This window comes from Halosolutus sp. YCN4 (assembly GCF_059736495.1).
In genome coordinates this window covers 857715-875587 of the sequence record NZ_JCASSM010000002.1, presented here as the reverse complement: position 1 = coordinate 875587, position 17873 = coordinate 857715, and the positions used below count along the sequence as shown (strand labels likewise).

The following is a 17873-nucleotide window of genomic DNA, read 5'->3' as shown; positions in this document are numbered from 1 at the left end:
GTAGAAACATAAACGCTGTGGTGGTTTGCCGCTCGATCGATCTCGGCCGCCTCAGGGCCGCACGTTACTCGTGCATGTCCCGAACGCGGTTGCTCAACTGTTCCGGAGTTTCGGCTGGCGTCGAACGGCGACCGTCGCGTTCGACCCGTGCCGTTCCCGGTTCGAGGTCGTCGGTCGCGTCCGGGACGACGACTTTCTCGTGGTCGGCGAGTCGGAGCGCCGCCCGGTGGAGGTCGGTTCCCGGTTCCTCGGCGACCCGGATCACCAGCGGTCCCTCGAGCAGGCGAGCGACGGCCGTCCCGTAGCGGGCGATCTGGACGCCGAACCGATCGCTCGCTCCCGCGAACGCCTCGAGCGTCTCGCGGGCGTACGTCCGGTACCGGTCCTCGCCGGAGAGCACCGCGAGTTCGAGCAATCCGTCGGCGAACGCGACGTTGGAATCCAGCGGCCGCAGCGGCCGGTCACAGAGGCCGACGCCCGTCGCCGGGCCGTCGAGGAACGAGTCCTCGTCGTGGAGCCGGTCGATCGTCGCGTCCGCGACCGCACGGGCGTCCTCGAGCAGGTCCGTCTCGATCGTGCTGGCGGCCGTCGCGAGCGCGCCAAGGACGCGCGCCTGGGTCGCGAGCAGGCACGTCGGGTCGGTGTCGGCCTGGAGCGTCGCGTCGCGCTCGTGGCGTGCGACGCCCCCTTCGAGCAGGTCCCCCCGGAGCGTCGCGAGCGCCCGCTCGGCGTACCGACGGGCGTGCTCGTCGTCCGTGTAGGCGTAGTACGTGAGCAGCCCCTCGATCGCGAGCGCGTTCGACCCGGCGAAGACGCCCTCGTCGACCGGCGGTTCGTCGGCAGTCGCCCGATCGGTCGCGTCGAGTCCGTGGGCCACCGGCTCGCCGGGGGCCTGGCTGTTCGCGAACGCGTCCGCACTGCCGTTCCACAGCGTCGTCGTCAGATACTCGATCGTGCGCTCGGCGGGCTCGCGGTACTCGTCCGCGCCGGTGTGGAGGTAGGCGTTGGCGAACGCCCGCACGAGCGCGCCGTTGGAGTCGAGCAGTTTCTCGTGCTGGAGTCCCGACCAGTCCCGATCGGTCGCGAAGCGGTAGAAGCCGCCGTCGTACTCGTCCAGCAGGTTCGCCCCGACGGCGTCGAACGAGCGAAGCGCCATCTCCCGATCGCGCTTGAGCGCGAACTCGAGGGCGTCCGGGAGCGGAAACTTCGGTCCGTCGCCCCAGCCGCCGGCGACCTCGTCGTAGGTCTCGGTCAACTGGCCGAGCATCGCCGACTCGATCTCGGGCGTGAGGTCGCCGGCAGGCGGGTTGTCCTCCCGCAGCGGGCGCGGGATCCGTGCCGCGCCGCTCCCCTTCGTCTCCCACATGGTCCGGACGCTGTCTAACACCTGCCGCATCCCGTCGGGGCCGAGATAGCCCGCACCCGTGAGAACGCCGCCGTCGGGCGCACAGAAGACCGTCGATGGGAACCCGCCCATGTTGTACCGATCGCGCACCCGAGGGTGGCGATCGACGTCGACGCGCACGGGGACGAAGCTGTCGTTGACGTTCGCCGCGATTCGGGGCTCCGCGTACGTCTCCGCGTCCATCTCGTGGCAGTGGTCACACCACGTCGCAGTGAGCGAGAGCAACACGGGCTTGTCCGCCGCATCGGCCTCGTCGAAGGCGTCCTGGCCCCACTCGCGCCACTCGACGCGTGTCGGATCGTCCATACCGGTGCCTCGGGTGTCGCGGGCGTAAGCCCTTCGCTGTGAATCGATCGAAACGATGTGACACTGCCGTTCGATCGACAATATCGCCACGAAAGTTACCCACAGTAGCCTGTCCGGCCAGCCGACGCGGGCGGGAGTTTCAAGGAGGGCATAATCGCTGGTTCGGAGAGACAACCCGTTCCCGGAACGAAGAGCGAGCGACGCGACGAGAGTAAAGGGTTTTCACCCTTCGTCGGCTATATCGAGGCATGCTCCGGTGGATCTTCGCGCTGTTGCTCATCCCCTTTCTCGACGCGGTGCTACTCGGCGTCATCGTCACCCAGTTCGGCTTCGTGACCTGGGTCGGGATGGTCCTGCTCGTCGTCCTGACTGGACTCGTCGGTATGCTGCTGGTCCGCGCCGAGGGGCGGCGGACGATCCGGAAGATGCAACGCCAGCTGGCCCAGGGCACGCCGCCGACGAACGAACTCCTGGACGGCGGACTGCTGATCGCCGCCGGAGCCTTCCTGCTCACTCCCGGGCTGGTCACGGATCTGCTCGGGTTCCTGCTGGTGCTCCCGATCAGCCGCGTTCCGATCCGGATGGCGCTCAAACGCTTCGTGATCGTCCCGTACGCGGACAAGAAGGCCGACGGCTTCGTCTCGGGCAACGTCTGGACGTTCGGGTTCCCTAACGACGACGCTCGCGGAACCGGCGTCGACTCGACGGAATCGACCGACGGCGGTACCTACGACCTCGGCGAGGACGCGTATTCCGTCGATTCGAGCGCCGACGAATCATATACGATCGATTTCGGCGAGGACGATCGAGACGGGGACGGAGACGAGGGCGACGATCGCGACCCCCTCGCTCGGTAGCGATTCTCACGGCCCCCGAAGAAAGAAACGCTTAAACATACCAGCGGACAACTAACTGATGCCGACGCGGGCCAATAGCTCAATCAGGTTGAGCGCCACTCTGATAAGGTGGAGGCTCTCGGTTCAAATCCGAGTTGGCCCACTTTTGACGCGAACAACGCGAATGGAGTGAGCCGTGAGCGTCAAACGTTGATCGAACTCGGATTTGAATTACGGAAGACGCACGCTCACGAGCGAAGCGAGTGAATCCGTCTTCAGGTGGTTCAAATCCGAGTTAACCCTTACTTCTGCGAAGACGTCGCATCCCGGACGGTGAGCGAAGCGAATTACCCGGACTGACCTCGAAGTCGAAATTCAATTCGATCGACACTCCCAGGGCTGGCGTTCTCGCGAGACGGACGACCGTGCTGGCTTACGCCGGTTTGACGGGGCGGGGCCGATCGGTTCGGCAGTGAAAAAACGACTCGATCGCGCGGATCGGTTCCCGTCCGAATACGCGGTTTCGATGAGTTCCGAACGCCGGGTGATCGCTGGACGCCGTGTTTCGGACCCACGAGAGAACGATCTGAACCGATCGGTGAGAACGACGCTATACACACCTCTATCCAAAGGTACCAGAATGAATAATATATTTACATTTTGTGTAATTTTCTAGATGGAACGATCAGCGGTCTGTACGAGACGTTATGGACGCGATCGCCACCAGTGACTGTGAGGATGACCTGCCACGCAAAATCAGCCACTTCAGGTGCCGAATGCCGACGGAAGTCGTTTTCGCGGTTCGAAACCGACGTCGTGCTACAGGAGAGGCGAATCTATCGCTTACGAGCCGCCGAAACGGAGAGATAGCGAATATCGGGCGGCGAAACGGATCGTTCGACGACTGGTGCAGAGACGAGATGGAAAGGCGACGAACAACGTTCTTCGGAGGAAGTAGTTCTCGTATCATTCCAGTTTTTGAATATACTAGGATTTTTATCTATAAACGACCCCGCGGCCCACAGCGATCGCTCTGCAACAGGTAGTCAGTCCAGAGGCCCCGATCGAGCGTCGCTGCTACTGGGTTCGATCGCGATCACCGCGCGGAGACGGCACTGCGTCGTCGACGATCGTCACGACGCCGTCCCGGACGGTGATATCGAGGATCGACGTGACGTCGTGGTCGATGCCCTCGAGAGCGTCCTCGCCGCCGACCTTGCGCATGACGACAACGATGTCGACGATGTCGGCCCCGATCGCGTCGAGTGCGTCCGTAATCGCCCGGAGAGTCCCGCCGGTGCTAAGCATGTCGTCGAGTAGAAGCACGGAATCGCCCGCTTCCACGTCGTTGATGTACATGTCGCTCTCGGCGTAGCCGGTTTGCTGTGTCAGCGAAACCTCGCCGTCGAGGCCGTACTCGCGTTTGCGGATGACGACGAGGGGGATGTCGGTGAGCAAGGAGACGGCGGTGGAGATGTGAATGCCCATCGCCGCGGGCGTGACGATCTTGTCCACGTCCTCGAGGTCGGCCGTCGTGACGATGCGCGACGCGACTTCCCGGAGCAGCGCCGGGTCGAGTTTCGGGACGCAGTTGCTGATCGGATGCACGAGATACTCGTAGTCGCCCTTCTCGATGATCGGCGCCTCGTGCATCGACCGTTCCAGTTTATCCATGTCGGTAGTTCTCGCAGACCGAATAAAAGATATTGGTCAGCGGTTCGGGCCAGCGGTCGCCGTGCGACCGCGATCGAGTCGCGGGTCCGTCGCTCCCGTTCTCGCCTCACGGACGATCGCTCTCCAAATAAAACCGCTCGTCTCGAACGCGGCGGCGGACGGGTTCGAACCGAGATTCCCATGGGTCGTGAGACGTTCGAATCAGTCACCTGACGACCGTGAGGCTGTCCGATTCGAACGAACAGACGAGCCCGCGATCGAACCGCGAGGTGCGTTCGAGCGCCGCCGAGAGGACGGCTTTCGCGCGTCGTTCGAGGCTGTCGTCGTCCGCCTTGTTGACGATCGGGACGACCGTGGCGTCGTCGGGAACGTGCTTCAGTCCGCCGCGTGGGTGTGCGAGGACTCGCCCGACGGCGTCCGGCGTGAGCGGGTCCCCCTCGGTGAGCCCCGACAGGCGCTCGACCCGATCGACGCGGTGAACGACGTCCGCCGTGAGCGGACGGCCGACGGCCCGGACGGAGGCGACCGGGACGACGCACGTGCTGGCCCGAGGAATCGGCGGTTCGTCCGGCCCCGGAGCCTTGAATTCGCGCATTCTGGCCCCGTCGGCCTTGACGAGGAACCAGTCGACGGCCCCGTCTCGAAACAGCGAACTCAGGACGGCGGGGTCGTAGCCGCGAACCTTCTCGTCGACGCGGTCCGGATCGGTGACCCGATCGCTCGCCAGGGCGATCGGCGCTGGCACCTCGTCCAGAACGGGCCGAACGCGGTCTGGATCGGCGAGCACGAGCGGGAGGGCCGCGGGTGGCGGCATGTGCGTCGTCGTGGCGTAGGCCGCCGCGAGACCGCGATCGTCCGCCGCCGCGACGAGTCGTCCCATGGCGGTCTTTTTCCCGCCGGCACCGACGAACGAGACGAGTTCCTCGTCCCCGAGTCCGAGCGTGTCGGCGAGGTTCATACCTGCACCTGTCGGGCCGACGGGATGAGCGTTACGGCGATGCGAACGTTTCGATCCGGCGGGGACGCCCTGAGCCGAAGCGCTCGCCTCGATCCGACGGCGGCGACACAATTATTCCGACGGCCTCGGTAGAGTGTCGCATGGAACGAGTGGACGTCACCGGAGAAGTGTGTCCGCGTCCCGCGCTCATCGTCCGGCGACGCCTCGGCGACCTCGAGGCGGGCGACGAACTGCTCGTTCGCGGCGACTATCCGCCGGCCGAGCGGAACCTCCGTCGAACGTGTACGAAACACGGGTACGAGGTCGAAGATCGGCCGGCACCCGACGACGCCGACGGCGGCTTCGAATTGCTGATCCGGCCGACCGCGGACGATCCGATCGAGGGGGACCGATGACCGACGAGGCGGCCGATCGTTCGCCGGCCCTGACCGAGTACGCGGAACTGCACGGCTGCTCGTGCAAGGTCGGACAGGACGACCTCGACTCGTTGCTCGCGGACGTCGGCCTGTCGGCCCCGCAGACGGACCTGCAGTTCGGCGTCGGCGAGGACGCGAGCGCCCGCCGGATCGCGGACGATCGCAGTCTCGTGACGACGATCGATTTCTTCACGCCGATCGTGGACGACCCGTACGCGTTCGGCCGCGTCGCCGCGTGCAACGCCGCCAGCGACGCCTTCGCGACCGGTGCCGCCGAGGACCTGACGTTTCTCGTCGTGCTCGGTCTCCCGCGAGCGGTGACGGACGCGGCCACGGAGATCCTGGAGGGGATCGTCGACGCGGTGGACGAGATGGGCGGCGTCGTCGCGGGCGGCCACACCATCATGAACCCGTGGCCGGTCGCCGGCGGGTCCGTTACCGCGACCGCGTCGCCGGAACACCTGCTCCGGACGGGCGACGCGTCGCCGACCGAACGCCTCTACCTGACCAAACCGCTCGGGACCCAGGCCGCGATGGGGGGCCATCGAGTGCGGGACGGGGAGTTCGCCGAGACGATCGCCGACGCGACGCCCAGACCCGTCCAGCGCGTCGCCGACGAGGCGCTCGCGTGGATGACGACCCCGAACAGGGACGCCATGCTCGCGGCCCGCGAGTACGCGACGGCCGCGACCGACGTCACGGGCTTCGGCCTCCTCGGACAGGCCCGCGTCCTCGCCGAGAACGCCGCCGTCGGCGTCGAACTCACGCACCTGCCCGTCATCGACGGGACCCTCGAACTCTCGCGGCTCTTCGGCTACGGACTCGAGGACGGGGAGAGCGCGGAGACGAGCGGCGGCCTATTGCTGTCGATCCCGGAGTCGCGGACCGACGCGTTCGAGGACGCGCTCACAGCTGCGGACGTCTTCTATCGCGAGGTCGGCCGCGTCACCGACGGCACCGGCGCGAGGCTCGTCGATCCCACGATCGAGTCGATCCGCGAGTAACGGTCACGAGACGATCGAGTCGACGCGGGGACCCCCGCGAGACGATCGAGGCGATCCGGGAGCGCTCACGAGAGATTGAGCACCGCCTCGAGAACACCGCCGCCGAGACAGAGTGCCTTGTCCGAGATTTTCGTGTGATCGACGTCCTCGCGCGGGTCGACGTCGCCGAGTTTCGCGTCGGCGGAGACGGCGACGCCGTCGTGGACGAGGCCCCGGACGAGTCCCCCGATCTCCGTGACTACGGGGTCGTCGTCGACGTGCCCGACGATCGACTCGGCCTCGACGCGCGCCCCGATCTCGACGGCCGGCGACCAGGTGCCCGCGCTCGGCGCACGGAGGACGCGTTCGTGGGTGTACCCCCGCCGTTCGCCGGGTTCGCCGTCGTACGGACGCGGCGTGCCGTCGTAGATGACGCGGCCGAGTTCGTGGCCGCGATCGGTTTCGACGACCGCGTCCACGTTCTCGCCGGCCTCGAATCCGGGACCGAGGCCGACGACGACGTCCGCGAGGTCCCGCCGGGTCCCGGTGTCGGTCTTCCCTTTCGCCATGATCGCGTCGACGACGGCCAGGGGGTCGAGATCGTCGACGACGGCGGCGTTCGGATCGTCGAGGACGGGCACCTCGCCGTCTTCGAGGACGGCGATCGCCTCGTCCACGCCGGCGACGCGACGCGCCGTCACGCCCTGGACGGTGATCCTCTCCTCGTACATCGCGCTCGCGAACGCGACCGCGCGACGGACGACCGTCGGCCGGGCCGTCTCGGTCACGACGACCGGGAACCCCGCCCGGTGGAGACGATAGACCACGCCGCTCCCGAGGTCGCCGCCGCCCCGGACGACGACGAGATCCTCGAGATTCAGGCGGGTCGCGCGATCGCCGTTGGCCCCGTGGCGATCGCGGTGCATCTCGGCGAGGATCGAGAGCGCGACGTCCGCGGGGCCGCCGCCGCCGAGGTCGAGGCCGACGGGCGAGCGAACGCGGACGAGGTCGCGACGCGAGTAGCCGTCCTCGCGGAGCGAGTCGACGACGTGTGCGGCCTTGTCCTCGCTGGCGACGAGGCCGACGTAGCCGGCGCCGCCGTCGAGCGCGGCGGCGACGGCCTGCTGGTCGAACGTCCCGCTTCGCGTCGCGACCGCGACCGCCGTCTCCGACGTCATCGGGCGGTCGGCGAGCACCTCGTCGTAGCTCCCGTAGACGACGTCCGTCTCGTCGGGGAATCGCTCCGGGTCCGCGTACGCTTCGCGATCGTCGACGACCGTGACGTCGTAGCCGAGTCGCTCGCCCATCGCGGCGAGTTCGACCGCGATGTGACCGCCGCCGGCGACGTAAAGCCGGGAGCGGCCACGGATCCGGTCGACGAAGACGTCCATCGAGCCGCCACAGACCATGCCGGTGTTGCCGCCGGGGCGCAGTTCGTACGTTCGGACCCCGGGCTCCGCGTCGCCGCGGAGTACCTCGCGGGCTTCCTCGACGGCGAGTCCTTCGACCGTCCCGCCGCCGATCGTGCCGTATTCCTCGTTCGCGGTCACGAGCATCTTCGCGCCCACGTCCCGCGGCGCGCTGCCGTCCTTGTCGACGACGGTCAGCATCGCGGCCGGTCGCCCCCGCTCGACGAGGTCGTCGAGGCGATCGAACAGCGTCATACGAAACTCCTCACCTCGTGGTCGACCACGAGTTCGATCAGTTCGTCGTACGTGACGGTGTCGATCCGCTCGGGGAGGGTCACCCCGCGCATCTCGACGTCCCGTTCGACCGCGAGCGTCGGCGCGTCGACGTCCGGATCGAGCAGGACGCCGTCCTGTATCAGGACGACGACGACGTCGCCGTCGGTCGCTGCCGTTCGACAGCCAATCTCGGCCATCGGTTCGTCGATCAGGTAGAGCATGGTCAGAAATCAAGCGTGTGGTCCGCGCGTTCGATCATCGACGCGATCGCCTCGCCCGATCGGACGCTGACGTCGGGGGCGATCTCGTCGCTCGTGACGTCCCGGTTCCGCATCGAGGCCGCGTCGACGAACAGTTCTCCGTCCTCCGCGTTCAGGTCGGCCAGGTGGCCCGTCATGTTGAGCGCGTCCCGATCGATCGCCTCGCGAGCGGCGTAGACGCCGTCCTGGGTGAACACGACCGAGACGTCGTGGCGATCGAAGCCGGCCGCGACGCCGCGGGCGGCCCGGAGCCCTTCGGACACGTGGACCCGGCCGTACGGCGCCCGGGTGAGCATGACGACGACGTCGCGCTTCATAGCGAGATCACCCTGTCGGCCTCGCCGATCGTGTCCGCGAGATCCGGGAGCAGGCCGACCTCGACGCCGTCCGGGTAGTCGGTCTCGGCGTCGATCCCGCGGGCATTGACACAGAGCCCACAGCAGATCACCGCCGCGCCGTCGGCGATCAACTCCTGGAACTTCTCGGTCGGCATCTCGTCGAACAGCCCCGCGTCCGAGCAGTCGGGGAGGTGCTGGTCGGCGACGGGGACGTACGCGCCGTCGAGATAGTGAAAGTACGTGACCTCGTGCCCGGCGTCGAGCGCCGCCCGCCCGAGTTCGTAGGCGGTCCGCCACCGTTCGCTGTCGAAGGGCCCGCCGGTGAGCAAGAACCCGACGTGGATCATGTCCGAACGGTTGGCAGAGAACGATAATAAGAGTTAGCATGGCCCAATACCGCAGGTGGACGGGTCGATCGGCGGGGTGGCCGCAGGCGGACGGGCCGATCGGCGGGACGGGTGGATGAGTCCGGAGACGGCGGCCGGGAGTCGCCGGTCACTCGATCACGACGTCGACGTGCTCCCAGCGCTCGACGTCGACCAGCCCCCGATTCGTCAGTCGGTACTCGGGGATCACCTCGAGCGCGAGGAACGAGAGGGTCATCAGTCCGTGACGACCGAGTCCGAGTGCCTCGGCGCGATCGATCACCGTCTCGAACTGGTCGCAGACGACCGGCAACGGCTGGTCGGACATCAGGCCAGCGACGGGCAGGGGAACCGCCGTGATCCCCTCGCCATCCCGATCCGGATCGTAGACGGCGATGCCGCCGCCGACGTCCCGGAGGTGGTTCGCGACCTGCGCCATCGCGTCGACGGACGTCCCCGCGACGACGCAGTTGTGTGCGTCGTGGGCGACCGTCGACCCGATCGCCCCCCGCTCGAGACCGAGTCCGCGGACGAAGCCGCGGCCGATCCCGCCGTCGCGTCCGTGGCGCTCGATAACTGCGATCGAGAGCACGTCGTCGTCGGGACGCGGTTCGATCGCGCCGTCGACGACCGGCAGGGACGCCTCCGCGCGGCCGGTCTGGATCCCCCGGGTGATGTCGATCACCCGGACGTCGGCGCGCTCAGTCGACGAATCCGGTGCCTCGAGCGCCAGGTCGCGTTCCGCGACCGGATCGAACTCGACCGTTCCCGACGAGAGCGCGGTCGACGGCGGGTCGCGATCGGTACGCGTGGGATCGAGGTCCCCGTCGACGAGCACGTGCTCGACGGCCCACGTCTCGAGGTCCTCGAGCAACACCAGGTCGGCCGGCGCGCCGGGTTCGATCCGGCCGAACGGGAGGTCGTAGGCCTCGGCCGTGTTGAGCGTCGCCATCTGCACCGCCTCGACCGGGTCGACGCCCAGGTCGATCGCCTTGCGCACCGCGAAGTCGACGCCGCCGTTCTCGACCAGGTCGACCACGTCCCGATCGTCAGAACACAGCGACAACCGCCGCGTGGGAACCTCGTCGACGAGGCCGACGAGGTCGGCGAGGTTCTTCGACGACGACCCCTCGCGCAGGTAGACCCGGAATCCGAGATCGACCTTCTCGCGCGCCTCGGCCTCGGTGATGCTCTCGTGGTCGTTGTCGAGGTAGCGCGCGGCTTCCTGCAGGTCGGAGCCGGTCACCCGGGGCAGGTGCCCGTCGACGGTGAGTCCGCGCTCCCGGGCGGCCCGGATCTTCGCGTGCAGGCCCGTCTCGCCCGACACGAGCGCGGGGAGATCCATCACCTCGCCGAGCGCGACGACGTGGTCGTGATCGAGCAACGCCGCGACGTCGTCCGCGTCGAGCGTGGCGCCGCCGTCCTGCAGGCCCGAGGCCGGAACGCTCGAGGGGACGCTGAACCGGGCCTTCAGCGGCGTCTTCGTCGCGTCCTCGAAGACGGCCCGGACGCCCGCCGCGCCGAGGACGTTCGCGATCTCGTGGGGGTCGTGGACGACGCTCGTCACCCCGCGAGGCACCATCGCGTCGCCGTACTGGGGCACCGTGACCATGCTCGATTCGACGTGCTTGTGCGCGTCGATCAGTCCCGGAGCGACGTACTCGGCCTCGAGTTCGCGATCCGCCGGCCGCTCCTCGAGCGCCACGACCTCGCCGTCGTCGATCGCGATGGCGCGGTCCTCGAGCACGCCCGTGTTGACGTTGACGAGCGTCCCGCGAACGAGCGTGTCGACGCGAGTCATTCGTCACCTCCGGCAGCGGCGGTCCGGCCGCCGGCCGTCGTGGCCGACACCCGATCGGCCGGGCGATCGATCGGCCCGTGCGTAGGTCGCGTGAACGTCCACTCGGTGACCATGTGTCGTCTCCGTCAGTCCTCCTGGACGACGGACGGGTCGGCGGGAGACCGGTCGTCGCCGTCGACCGGTTCCTCGAGGCCCATCTCGTACTCCCCGTCCGGACGCGGGACGAGCGAGTTGAGCAGGACGGCCGCGAACGCGGTCATGATGACCGCGTTGCCGAAGAAGATGTCGACGCCCTCCGGCATCGCCTCGAATATCTCGGGTCGAAGTTCGACGCCAAGGCCGAGTCCGATCGAGACGGCGATGATGACCATGTTCCGCCGGTTCATGCGCTCGTTCAGGAAGATAAGTCGCAGTCCGCTCGCCATCACCATCCCGAACATGACCAGCACCGCGCCGCCGAGGACGGCCTGGGGGATCGTCGCGACGACGGCGCTGACCTTGGGAACGAACCCGAGCAACAGCAGTACGACGCCGCCGACGCCGACCACGTACCGGCTCATCACGCCAGTGAAGTTGATGATGCCGACGTTCTGCGAGAACGTCGTCAGCGGGAACGCCCCGAAGATGGCCCCGATCGAACTCCCGATTCCGTCGACGAACAGACCGCCGCGGATCTCGGAGTCGTCCGGGTTCCGCCCCTCCGCGGCCGTGATGCCGGACATGTCGCCGATCGACTCGATCGCGGCTGTGATGTGGATCGCGGTGAACGTCAGGATGGCGATCGGTTCGAACGCGAACCCGAACCGACCGGGAATCGGGAGCGCGAACCAGCTCGCCTCCGCGACCGCGCCGAAGTCGACGATACCGATGGCGACGGCCGCGACGTAGCCGACGACGATCCCGATGAGAATGCTGAGGATGCGCCAGATACCCTCCATGAAGAGGTTCATTCCGACGGTGATCGCCAGGACGAGTCCGGCGAGTCCGAGGTGATACGGCGCGCCGTAGTCGGCGGCATCGACACCGCCGGCCGCGTAGTCCATCCCGACCGGGATCAGGTAGAGGCCGATGATCATCACGATCAGGCCCGTTACGAGCGGCGGAAACAGCTGTTTGACTCGCTTGTACTGCCAGCCGATGAGGACCTCGACGAGCGCCGCGATGACGATCGCACCGAAGACGGCGTCGAGACCGTACTGTCCGCCGATCGAGATCGCCGCACCGACGAACGCGAAACTCGACCCCATGACGATGGGGAGACGCGCCCCGACCGGACCGATCGGGAACACCTGCAAGAGCGTCGCCAGCCCGGAGAATATCAGGACCATCTGGATCAGGTAGGTCGTGTCGGCGGCGCCGACCCCGATCGCGCCGGCGACGATGATGGCCACGGCGATCGTCGGAACGAACATCGCCGAGACGTGTTGCAAGCCGAGGAAGATCGCCCTGAGCGTCGGCGGTTTCTCTTCTAGCTCGTACGCCAGTTCGATGGATCCATCGTTGGATGACATGGGATAACACGGTACAAATCTCCCTGGGTAGTGATAAAATCTTTGTTACAACCACATTTACCCACAGCGGTTCGTATTACTCCCACGATCGTCCATCGATTCCGGGAAATTCGTATTAAGACGGCGTATTTGTCCAGCATGTGCCGCGCAAAGGCCACAGTTCGACGTCGTCCCCCTACGTTCCGGATATCACGCCGCCCGCCGAGACGTAGTAGTAGAGCACGAACGCCGCGGCCAGGACCCACTGCCCGGGTCGGACGTCCTCCGTCTCCCCCATCGTCGTTTTGATGACCGGATAGCTGATGATCCCCGCCGCCAGTCCGTTGGCGATCGAGGCCGTGAGCGGCATGACGGTGATGGTGAGTCCGCCCGAGATGAGCCAGGCCGGGTCCTCCCAGTCGAGGTCCGTCACGCCCTGGAGCATGATGATCCCGACGACCACCAGCGCGAGGTACGACGCGTACTGCGGGATCGCGGCGATCAGCGGTACGGCCACGAGCGAGAGCAGGAAGAGGACGCCGACGGTGAGCGCCGTCATTCCCGTCCGTCCGCCCTCTTCGATCCCGGTCGAACTCTCGATGAACGTCGTCACCGTCGAGGTGCCGACCATCGCCCCGAACGTCGTGCCGACCGCGTCGGCCATCAGCGGCTTCTCCATCTCCGGGAGGTCGCCGTCCTCGTCGAGGAAGCCGCCGAACTGCGAGACGCCGATCAGCGTCCCGGCGGTGTCGAAGAAGTCGACGAAGAAGAACGTGAACACGACCAGGACGAACGTCGCCGGTTCGATCTGCCCGAAGCCCTCGAGGAAGGCCCCGGCCAGGGGCGTGATGTCGTACTGCGGCGAGGCGAGTTGCGCCGGTGCGAGGACGCCCCGATCGACGACGCCGCCGAGCGTGAGCCCCCAGCCCGCGATCGCGGTCGTGAGGATCCCGATGATGATCGCGCCGGTGATATCTCGTGCGTACAGGATGAACGTGAACCCGAGTCCCGCGAGTGCGACGAGTGCGACCGGGTCCGTCGCGACGTCGTTCAACTGGACCAGCGTCGCCTCGTACTGAACGATGACGTTCATCTCGATGAGGCCGAGCAACAGCAGGAACAGGCCGATCCCCGCACCGACGGCGAACTTGACCGGCGCCGGGAACAGTTCGATGACGTACCGTCTCGCGCCGAAATACGTCAGGGCCATGAAGATCACGCCCTCGACGAAGACGGCCGCGAGCGCCGTCTGCCAGGGGACGCCGAGCAGTATCACGACGGTGAACGCGAAGTACGCGTTCAACCCCATCCCCGGGGCCAATCCGAACGGCCGATTCGCGTAAAACGCCATCACCAGGATGGCGACGGCGGACGCCAGAATGGTCGCGATGGCGATCATCTGGAACACCTCCTGTTGGGAGTAGCCATCGATCTGGATCGCCTCGGAGAGGATCGCGGGATTCACGACGATGATGTACGACATCGTCAGGAACGTCGTCGCACCCGCGATCAGTTCCGTCCGCAAATCGGTCCCGTGCTCCTCGAATCCGAAGTACTCCCCTAGCCAGGACTGCGTACCGGTCGAATCTGACATATGCGCCATGCCACACCATACCATTATATAATTTTCCCTGATCGACGCTCCGACACCCACGTCCGCACACCCGTCTCGCCCCTGTGACACACGACGATCGGTCCGTGGCACACAGTTGTTGCGACCGGATCGACGCACGAAACGGGCCCAACTGCGGCGATCGGAGAGCGGAAAACGCACGCAGATACCCCGACCTGGACAACGTTTAAGCGGTCGGACCGGTATCGAGGCGTATGAAGCGCGTGATCAGTACCGACGACGCACCGGCCGCGGTCGGGGCCTACAGTCAGGCGACGACCACCGGCGACGTCACGTTCACGGCCGGGCAGATCCCCATGACCGCCGACGGGGAGTTGCTCGACGACGAACCGATCGCGGTCCAGACGGAACAGGCGCTCAGCAACGTCGAAGCCGTCCTGGCCGAGGAGGACCTCGAGACGAGCGACGTCCTCAAGGTGACCGTCTTCCTCGACGACATCGAGACCTTCGACGAGATGAACGAGACCTACGCCGAGTTCTTCGACGCGGAACCCCCCGCCCGGAGCGCCGTCGAGGTTGCGAACCTGCCCAAGGGTGTCGGGGTCGAGATCGAAGCGATCGCGGCGAACGGGTGAGCGAGTCGACAGCCACCGGGCAACCATACTTATTTGTAGCGCTGTCTCCCATCTTACACTACGACACGCATGCTAGTGACACGCTCACAGGAGGGATCACTGTGCAGTTCGACCTGACCGTCAACGGCGACGCGCTGGCGATCGAGGCGGCCCCGGACGAGGACCTCGCGACGGCCCTGCGACGCGAGGGGTACACCGGCGTGAAGTGCGGCTGTGACGGCGGCGTCTGCGGGGCCTCGAAGGTGCTCATCGACGGCGAGGCCCGGATGGCCTGCGGGACGACCGTCGAGGACGCCGAGGGCGCGACGATCGTGACGATCGAGGGGCTGGGCACCCAGGACGACCTCCACCCGATCCAGCAGGCGTTCGTCGATCACTTCGCGGTCCAGTGTGGCTTCTGTATCCCCGGCATGATCATCCAGACGAAAGCGTTGCTCGAGGAGACCCCGGACCCGAGCGAAGCGGAGGTCCGGGCGGCGATCGACGACAACCTGTGTCGGTGTACCGGCTACCAGAAACCCGTCGAGGCGATACTCGACGCCGCGGAGCGGGTGAACGGCGGGACCGTCGCGACCGACGGCGGTACGTCCCCCACGACCACCGCTCCCGGGACCGAACGCGGCGGTGAGACCCATGAGTGATTCGGACGAGCCGACACCCGACGGCGGTGCCGCATCGCACCCGGAGGGAGAGTCCCCGGAACTGGAGGAACACCCCCTCGAGTGGGACGAACCCGCGAACAACGATCTGGCCCCCCACGAGCGAGCCAGCGTCTCGCGACCGGCCCAGAAGGACGACGATCCGAAACTCGTCACCGGCCGGGCGAAGTACACGGCGGACTACGAGACGCAGTTCCCCGACCTCGCACGCGCCGCGGTCGTGCGAAGCGAGATCCCACACGGCTACGTGACGGGTATCGACACGAGTGCGGCCGAGGCGATGGACGGGGTCCACGCCGTCCTGACGCCGTGGTCCGAGGAGACGCCCGACGCGAAGTACACGAGCGCGGGCCAGTCCTACCCCGAGCCGAGTCCGTGGGACATGAACGTGCTCAACGAGCACGTCCGGTACGTCGGCGATCCGATCGCAGCGGTCGCGGCCGAGGACGCCGAAACCGCACGCGCCGCGGCCGACAGCATCGAGGTCGAGTACGAGGAAGCGGAGTACGTGCTCGATCCCGAGGAGGCCCACTCCGCGGACGCGCCGCGGCTGTTCGAGGAGGACGAAGTCGAGAACGAGATCGTCGGCCACGACTACAGCCGGAACCGGATGTCCCGGATCGAGGGCGAGATCGGCGACGTCGAGGCGGCCGTAGCGCGCGACGACGTCCACGTTCACGAGACCGAGTGGGAGACGATCCGCCAGTCACACGCCCAGATCGAGCCCCACACCACCCTCGCGTACACCGACGAGGACGATCGCCACGTCCTCGTCACCAGCACGCAGGTGCCGAACCACACGCGCCGGCAACTGGCGCACCTGTTCGACGTCCCCATTCGAGACGTTCGCGTCTCGAAGCCCCGGGTCGGCGGCGGCTTCGGCGGCAAGCAGGCGATGGTCGTCGAGCCGATTCCGCTCGCGCTCTCGCTGGCGGCCGATCGGCCCGTCCTCTACGAGGCCACGCGCGAAGAGGAATTCCACGCGATGCGCTCGCGTCACCCGATGACGGTGCGAGCGCGCACCGCGGTCACCGAGGACGGCGCAATCGAAGCGATCGACCTGTACGCCCTCTCGAACACGGGCGCGTACGGGAGCCACGGGATGACGGTCGCCGGAAACGTCGGGAGCAAGCCGATGCCGCTGTACTCGAAGGTCCCGAACGCGCGGTTCGAGGCCGACATCGTCCACACGAACACGCCACAGACCGGCGCGATGCGCGGCTACGGCGCACCGCAGGGGACCCTCGCGCTCGAGGGACACCTCGACGAGGTCGCGCGCGACCTCGACCTGGATCCCGTCGACTTCCGCCAGCGCCACTACATGGAGGTCGGTGACCTCGACGAGATCGCCGGCATGATGGGCGGCGAAGGCGCAGAACGGCGGATCCGATCGTGCGGCCTCGACGAGTGTATCGAGCGCGGGAAAGAGGCGATCGGCTGGGACGACGTCGAACAGCCCGACGAGGACCATCTCCACCGCGGTATCGGGATGGCGCTCTCGGCCCAGGGAACCGGCGTCGCGGGCGACGAACTCGGCGCGGCACAGCTCATGATGAACGAGGACGGCTCGTTCCACCTCCACGTCGGCGGCGTCGACATCGGAACGGGGGCCGACACGGCGTTCATCCAGATCGCGGCCGAGGTGCTCGGCTGTGACGAGACGGACATCGTCATCAAATCGTCGGACACGGACGTCACGCCCTTCGACTACGGCGCGTACGCCTCGTCGACGACCTACATCAGCGGCATGGCCGTCAAGAAAGCCGCCGAAGACGCGAAAGAGCGGATCCTCCACTGGGCCTCGAAGCTCTTAGAGGAGCCCGAATCGCACCTCGATACCGGCGACGGCGAGGTGTACAGCGAGGAGACGGGCGCGAGCGTAACCCTCGAAGAGATCGGCTACGAGGCCGCCTACGGTCACGACGAGCGCGAACACATCCTCGGCAAGGGGACCCACTGCACGGAGGAGAGCCCGCCGCCGTTCGCCGCGCAGTTCGCGGACGTCACCGTCGACGAGGAAACCGGCGAGTTCGAGGTCGCCAAACTCGTCGTCGCGGTCGACTGCGGCGTCGCGATCAACCCCGGCATGGCGGAGGGGCAGGTCGAGGGCGCGAACCACATGAGCTACGAGATGGCCGTCAGCGAGGGCATCACGTTCGACGACGAGGGCCGATCGGAAGTGCGGGGCTTCGACGACTACGACTGGCCGACGGCCGCGGAGACGCCCACGATCGAGTCGATCCTGGTCGAGACCCACGAACCGACCGGCCCCTTCGGCGCGAAGTCCGTCGCCGAGGTGCCGACGAACACGGTCCCGCCCGCGCTGAGCAACGCCATCCGAGAGGCGGTCGGCGTCCGCATTACGGAGATGCCGATCACCGCGGAGAAGATCAAATCAGCGCTCGAGAACGGCGACTGAATCGCATCTCGATCCGGAAGCCGAGGCGAATCGAGTTCCGATCGCCCCCGCGGCGAACTGCCACCCCTCG

16 protein-coding genes and 1 tRNA gene are annotated in these 17873 nt (G+C 67.0%); 7 read left to right on the top strand and 10 right to left on the bottom strand.

Annotated features, from left to right (window positions below; genetic code table 11):
- Nucleotides 1–64: 64 nt before the first annotated feature.
- Nucleotides 65–1711 (bottom strand): DUF255 domain-containing protein, encoded by a 1647-nt coding sequence (locus AC6I6X_RS10600; RefSeq protein WP_497930476.1) that lies wholly within the window; start codon nucleotides 1709–1711, stop codon nucleotides 65–67.
- Between the two features lie 248 nt (nucleotides 1712–1959).
- On the opposite strand from AC6I6X_RS10600, the gene AC6I6X_RS10595 reads away from it, so the two are divergent.
- Together AC6I6X_RS10595 and AC6I6X_RS10590 are read left to right on the top strand one after the other, a co-directional pair.
- Nucleotides 1960–2568 carry an FxsA family protein gene (locus AC6I6X_RS10595; RefSeq protein ID WP_497930475.1) on the top strand — a complete coding sequence of 203 codons (609 nt, stop codon included), beginning with the start codon at nucleotides 1960–1962 and terminating at the stop codon, nucleotides 2566–2568.
- Nucleotides 2569–2636: 68 nt separating this feature from the next.
- Nucleotides 2637–2710: transfer RNA gene (locus AC6I6X_RS10590), tRNA-Ile, on the top strand.
- Between the two features lie 914 nt (nucleotides 2711–3624).
- Here the strand turns inward: AC6I6X_RS10590 and hpt are convergent.
- Together hpt and yqeC are read right to left on the bottom strand one after the other, a co-directional pair.
- Complete coding sequence (gene hpt / locus AC6I6X_RS10585) at nucleotides 3625–4221, bottom strand: hypoxanthine/guanine phosphoribosyltransferase (RefSeq protein ID WP_497930474.1); 597 nt, start codon at nucleotides 4219–4221, stop codon at nucleotides 3625–3627.
- Between the two features lie 205 nt (nucleotides 4222–4426).
- Nucleotides 4427–5179, bottom strand: a complete 753-nt coding sequence (gene yqeC / locus AC6I6X_RS10580) for a selenium cofactor biosynthesis protein YqeC (protein WP_497930473.1) — start codon at nucleotides 5177–5179, stop codon at nucleotides 4427–4429.
- A gap of 140 nt (nucleotides 5180–5319) precedes the next feature.
- Here yqeC and AC6I6X_RS10575 point away from each other — a divergent pair, with 140 nt between their 5' ends.
- Both AC6I6X_RS10575 and selD read left to right on the top strand, forming a co-directional pair.
- Nucleotides 5320–5574 (top strand): sulfurtransferase TusA family protein, encoded by a 255-nt coding sequence (locus tag AC6I6X_RS10575; RefSeq protein WP_497930472.1) that lies wholly within the window; start codon nucleotides 5320–5322, stop codon nucleotides 5572–5574.
- The gene (gene selD / locus AC6I6X_RS10570; protein ID WP_497930471.1) at nucleotides 5571–6599 is read left to right on the top strand and encodes a selenide, water dikinase SelD; all 1029 of its coding nucleotides are present in this window, start codon (nucleotides 5571–5573) and stop codon (nucleotides 6597–6599) included. Before AC6I6X_RS10575 ends, selD begins: the two co-directional genes overlap by 4 nt.
- 65 nt (nucleotides 6600–6664) lie before the next feature.
- Here the strand turns inward: selD and yqeB are convergent, their stop codons facing one another.
- The 7 genes from yqeB to AC6I6X_RS10535 all read right to left on the bottom strand — a co-directional run bounded on the left by yqeB (nucleotide 6665) and on the right by AC6I6X_RS10535 (nucleotide 14120).
- Complete coding sequence (yqeB, locus tag AC6I6X_RS10565; RefSeq protein ID WP_497930470.1) at nucleotides 6665–8242, bottom strand: selenium-dependent molybdenum cofactor biosynthesis protein YqeB; 1578 nt, start codon at nucleotides 8240–8242, stop codon at nucleotides 6665–6667.
- Nucleotides 8239–8484: a hypothetical protein gene (locus AC6I6X_RS10560; RefSeq protein WP_497930469.1), complete on the bottom strand. Its 246-nt coding sequence runs from the start codon at nucleotides 8482–8484 to the stop codon at nucleotides 8239–8241. The genes yqeB and AC6I6X_RS10560 overlap by 4 nt, the downstream gene beginning before the upstream one ends.
- Nucleotides 8485–8486: 2 nt before the next feature.
- A complete protein-coding gene (locus AC6I6X_RS10555) occupies nucleotides 8487–8840 on the bottom strand; it encodes a DsrE family protein (protein WP_497930468.1) in 354 nt (117 codons plus the stop codon).
- Nucleotides 8837–9208, bottom strand: coding sequence for a DsrE/DsrF/TusD sulfur relay family protein (locus AC6I6X_RS10550; protein ID WP_497930467.1), 372 nt, complete (start codon nucleotides 9206–9208; stop codon nucleotides 8837–8839). The genes AC6I6X_RS10555 and AC6I6X_RS10550 overlap by 4 nt, the downstream gene beginning before the upstream one ends.
- Before the next feature lie 148 nt (nucleotides 9209–9356).
- The gene (gene ade / locus AC6I6X_RS10545; protein WP_497930466.1) at nucleotides 9357–11027 is read right to left on the bottom strand and encodes an adenine deaminase; all 1671 of its coding nucleotides are present in this window, start codon (nucleotides 11025–11027) and stop codon (nucleotides 9357–9359) included.
- 125 nt (nucleotides 11028–11152) lie between these two features.
- Complete coding sequence (locus AC6I6X_RS10540) at nucleotides 11153–12538, bottom strand: uracil-xanthine permease family protein (protein ID WP_497930465.1); 1386 nt, start codon at nucleotides 12536–12538, stop codon at nucleotides 11153–11155.
- A gap of 175 nt (nucleotides 12539–12713) precedes the next feature.
- A complete protein-coding gene (locus AC6I6X_RS10535; RefSeq protein WP_497930464.1) occupies nucleotides 12714–14120 on the bottom strand; it encodes an NCS2 family permease in 1407 nt (468 codons plus the stop codon).
- Between the two features lie 224 nt (nucleotides 14121–14344).
- Between AC6I6X_RS10535 and AC6I6X_RS10530 the strand changes: the two genes are divergently transcribed.
- The 3 genes from AC6I6X_RS10530 to AC6I6X_RS10520 all read left to right on the top strand — a co-directional run bounded on the left by AC6I6X_RS10530 (nucleotide 14345) and on the right by AC6I6X_RS10520 (nucleotide 17803).
- Nucleotides 14345–14725, top strand: coding sequence for a Rid family detoxifying hydrolase (locus tag AC6I6X_RS10530; protein WP_497930463.1), 381 nt, complete (start codon nucleotides 14345–14347; stop codon nucleotides 14723–14725).
- Between the two features lie 101 nt (nucleotides 14726–14826).
- Nucleotides 14827–15366 carry a (2Fe-2S)-binding protein gene (locus tag AC6I6X_RS10525; RefSeq protein WP_497930461.1) on the top strand — a complete coding sequence of 180 codons (540 nt, stop codon included), beginning with the start codon at nucleotides 14827–14829 and terminating at the stop codon, nucleotides 15364–15366.
- Nucleotides 15359–17803, top strand: coding sequence for a xanthine dehydrogenase family protein molybdopterin-binding subunit (locus AC6I6X_RS10520; protein ID WP_497930460.1), 2445 nt, complete (start codon nucleotides 15359–15361; stop codon nucleotides 17801–17803). The genes AC6I6X_RS10525 and AC6I6X_RS10520 overlap by 8 nt, the downstream gene beginning before the upstream one ends.
- Nucleotides 17804–17873: the final 70 nt, after the last annotated feature.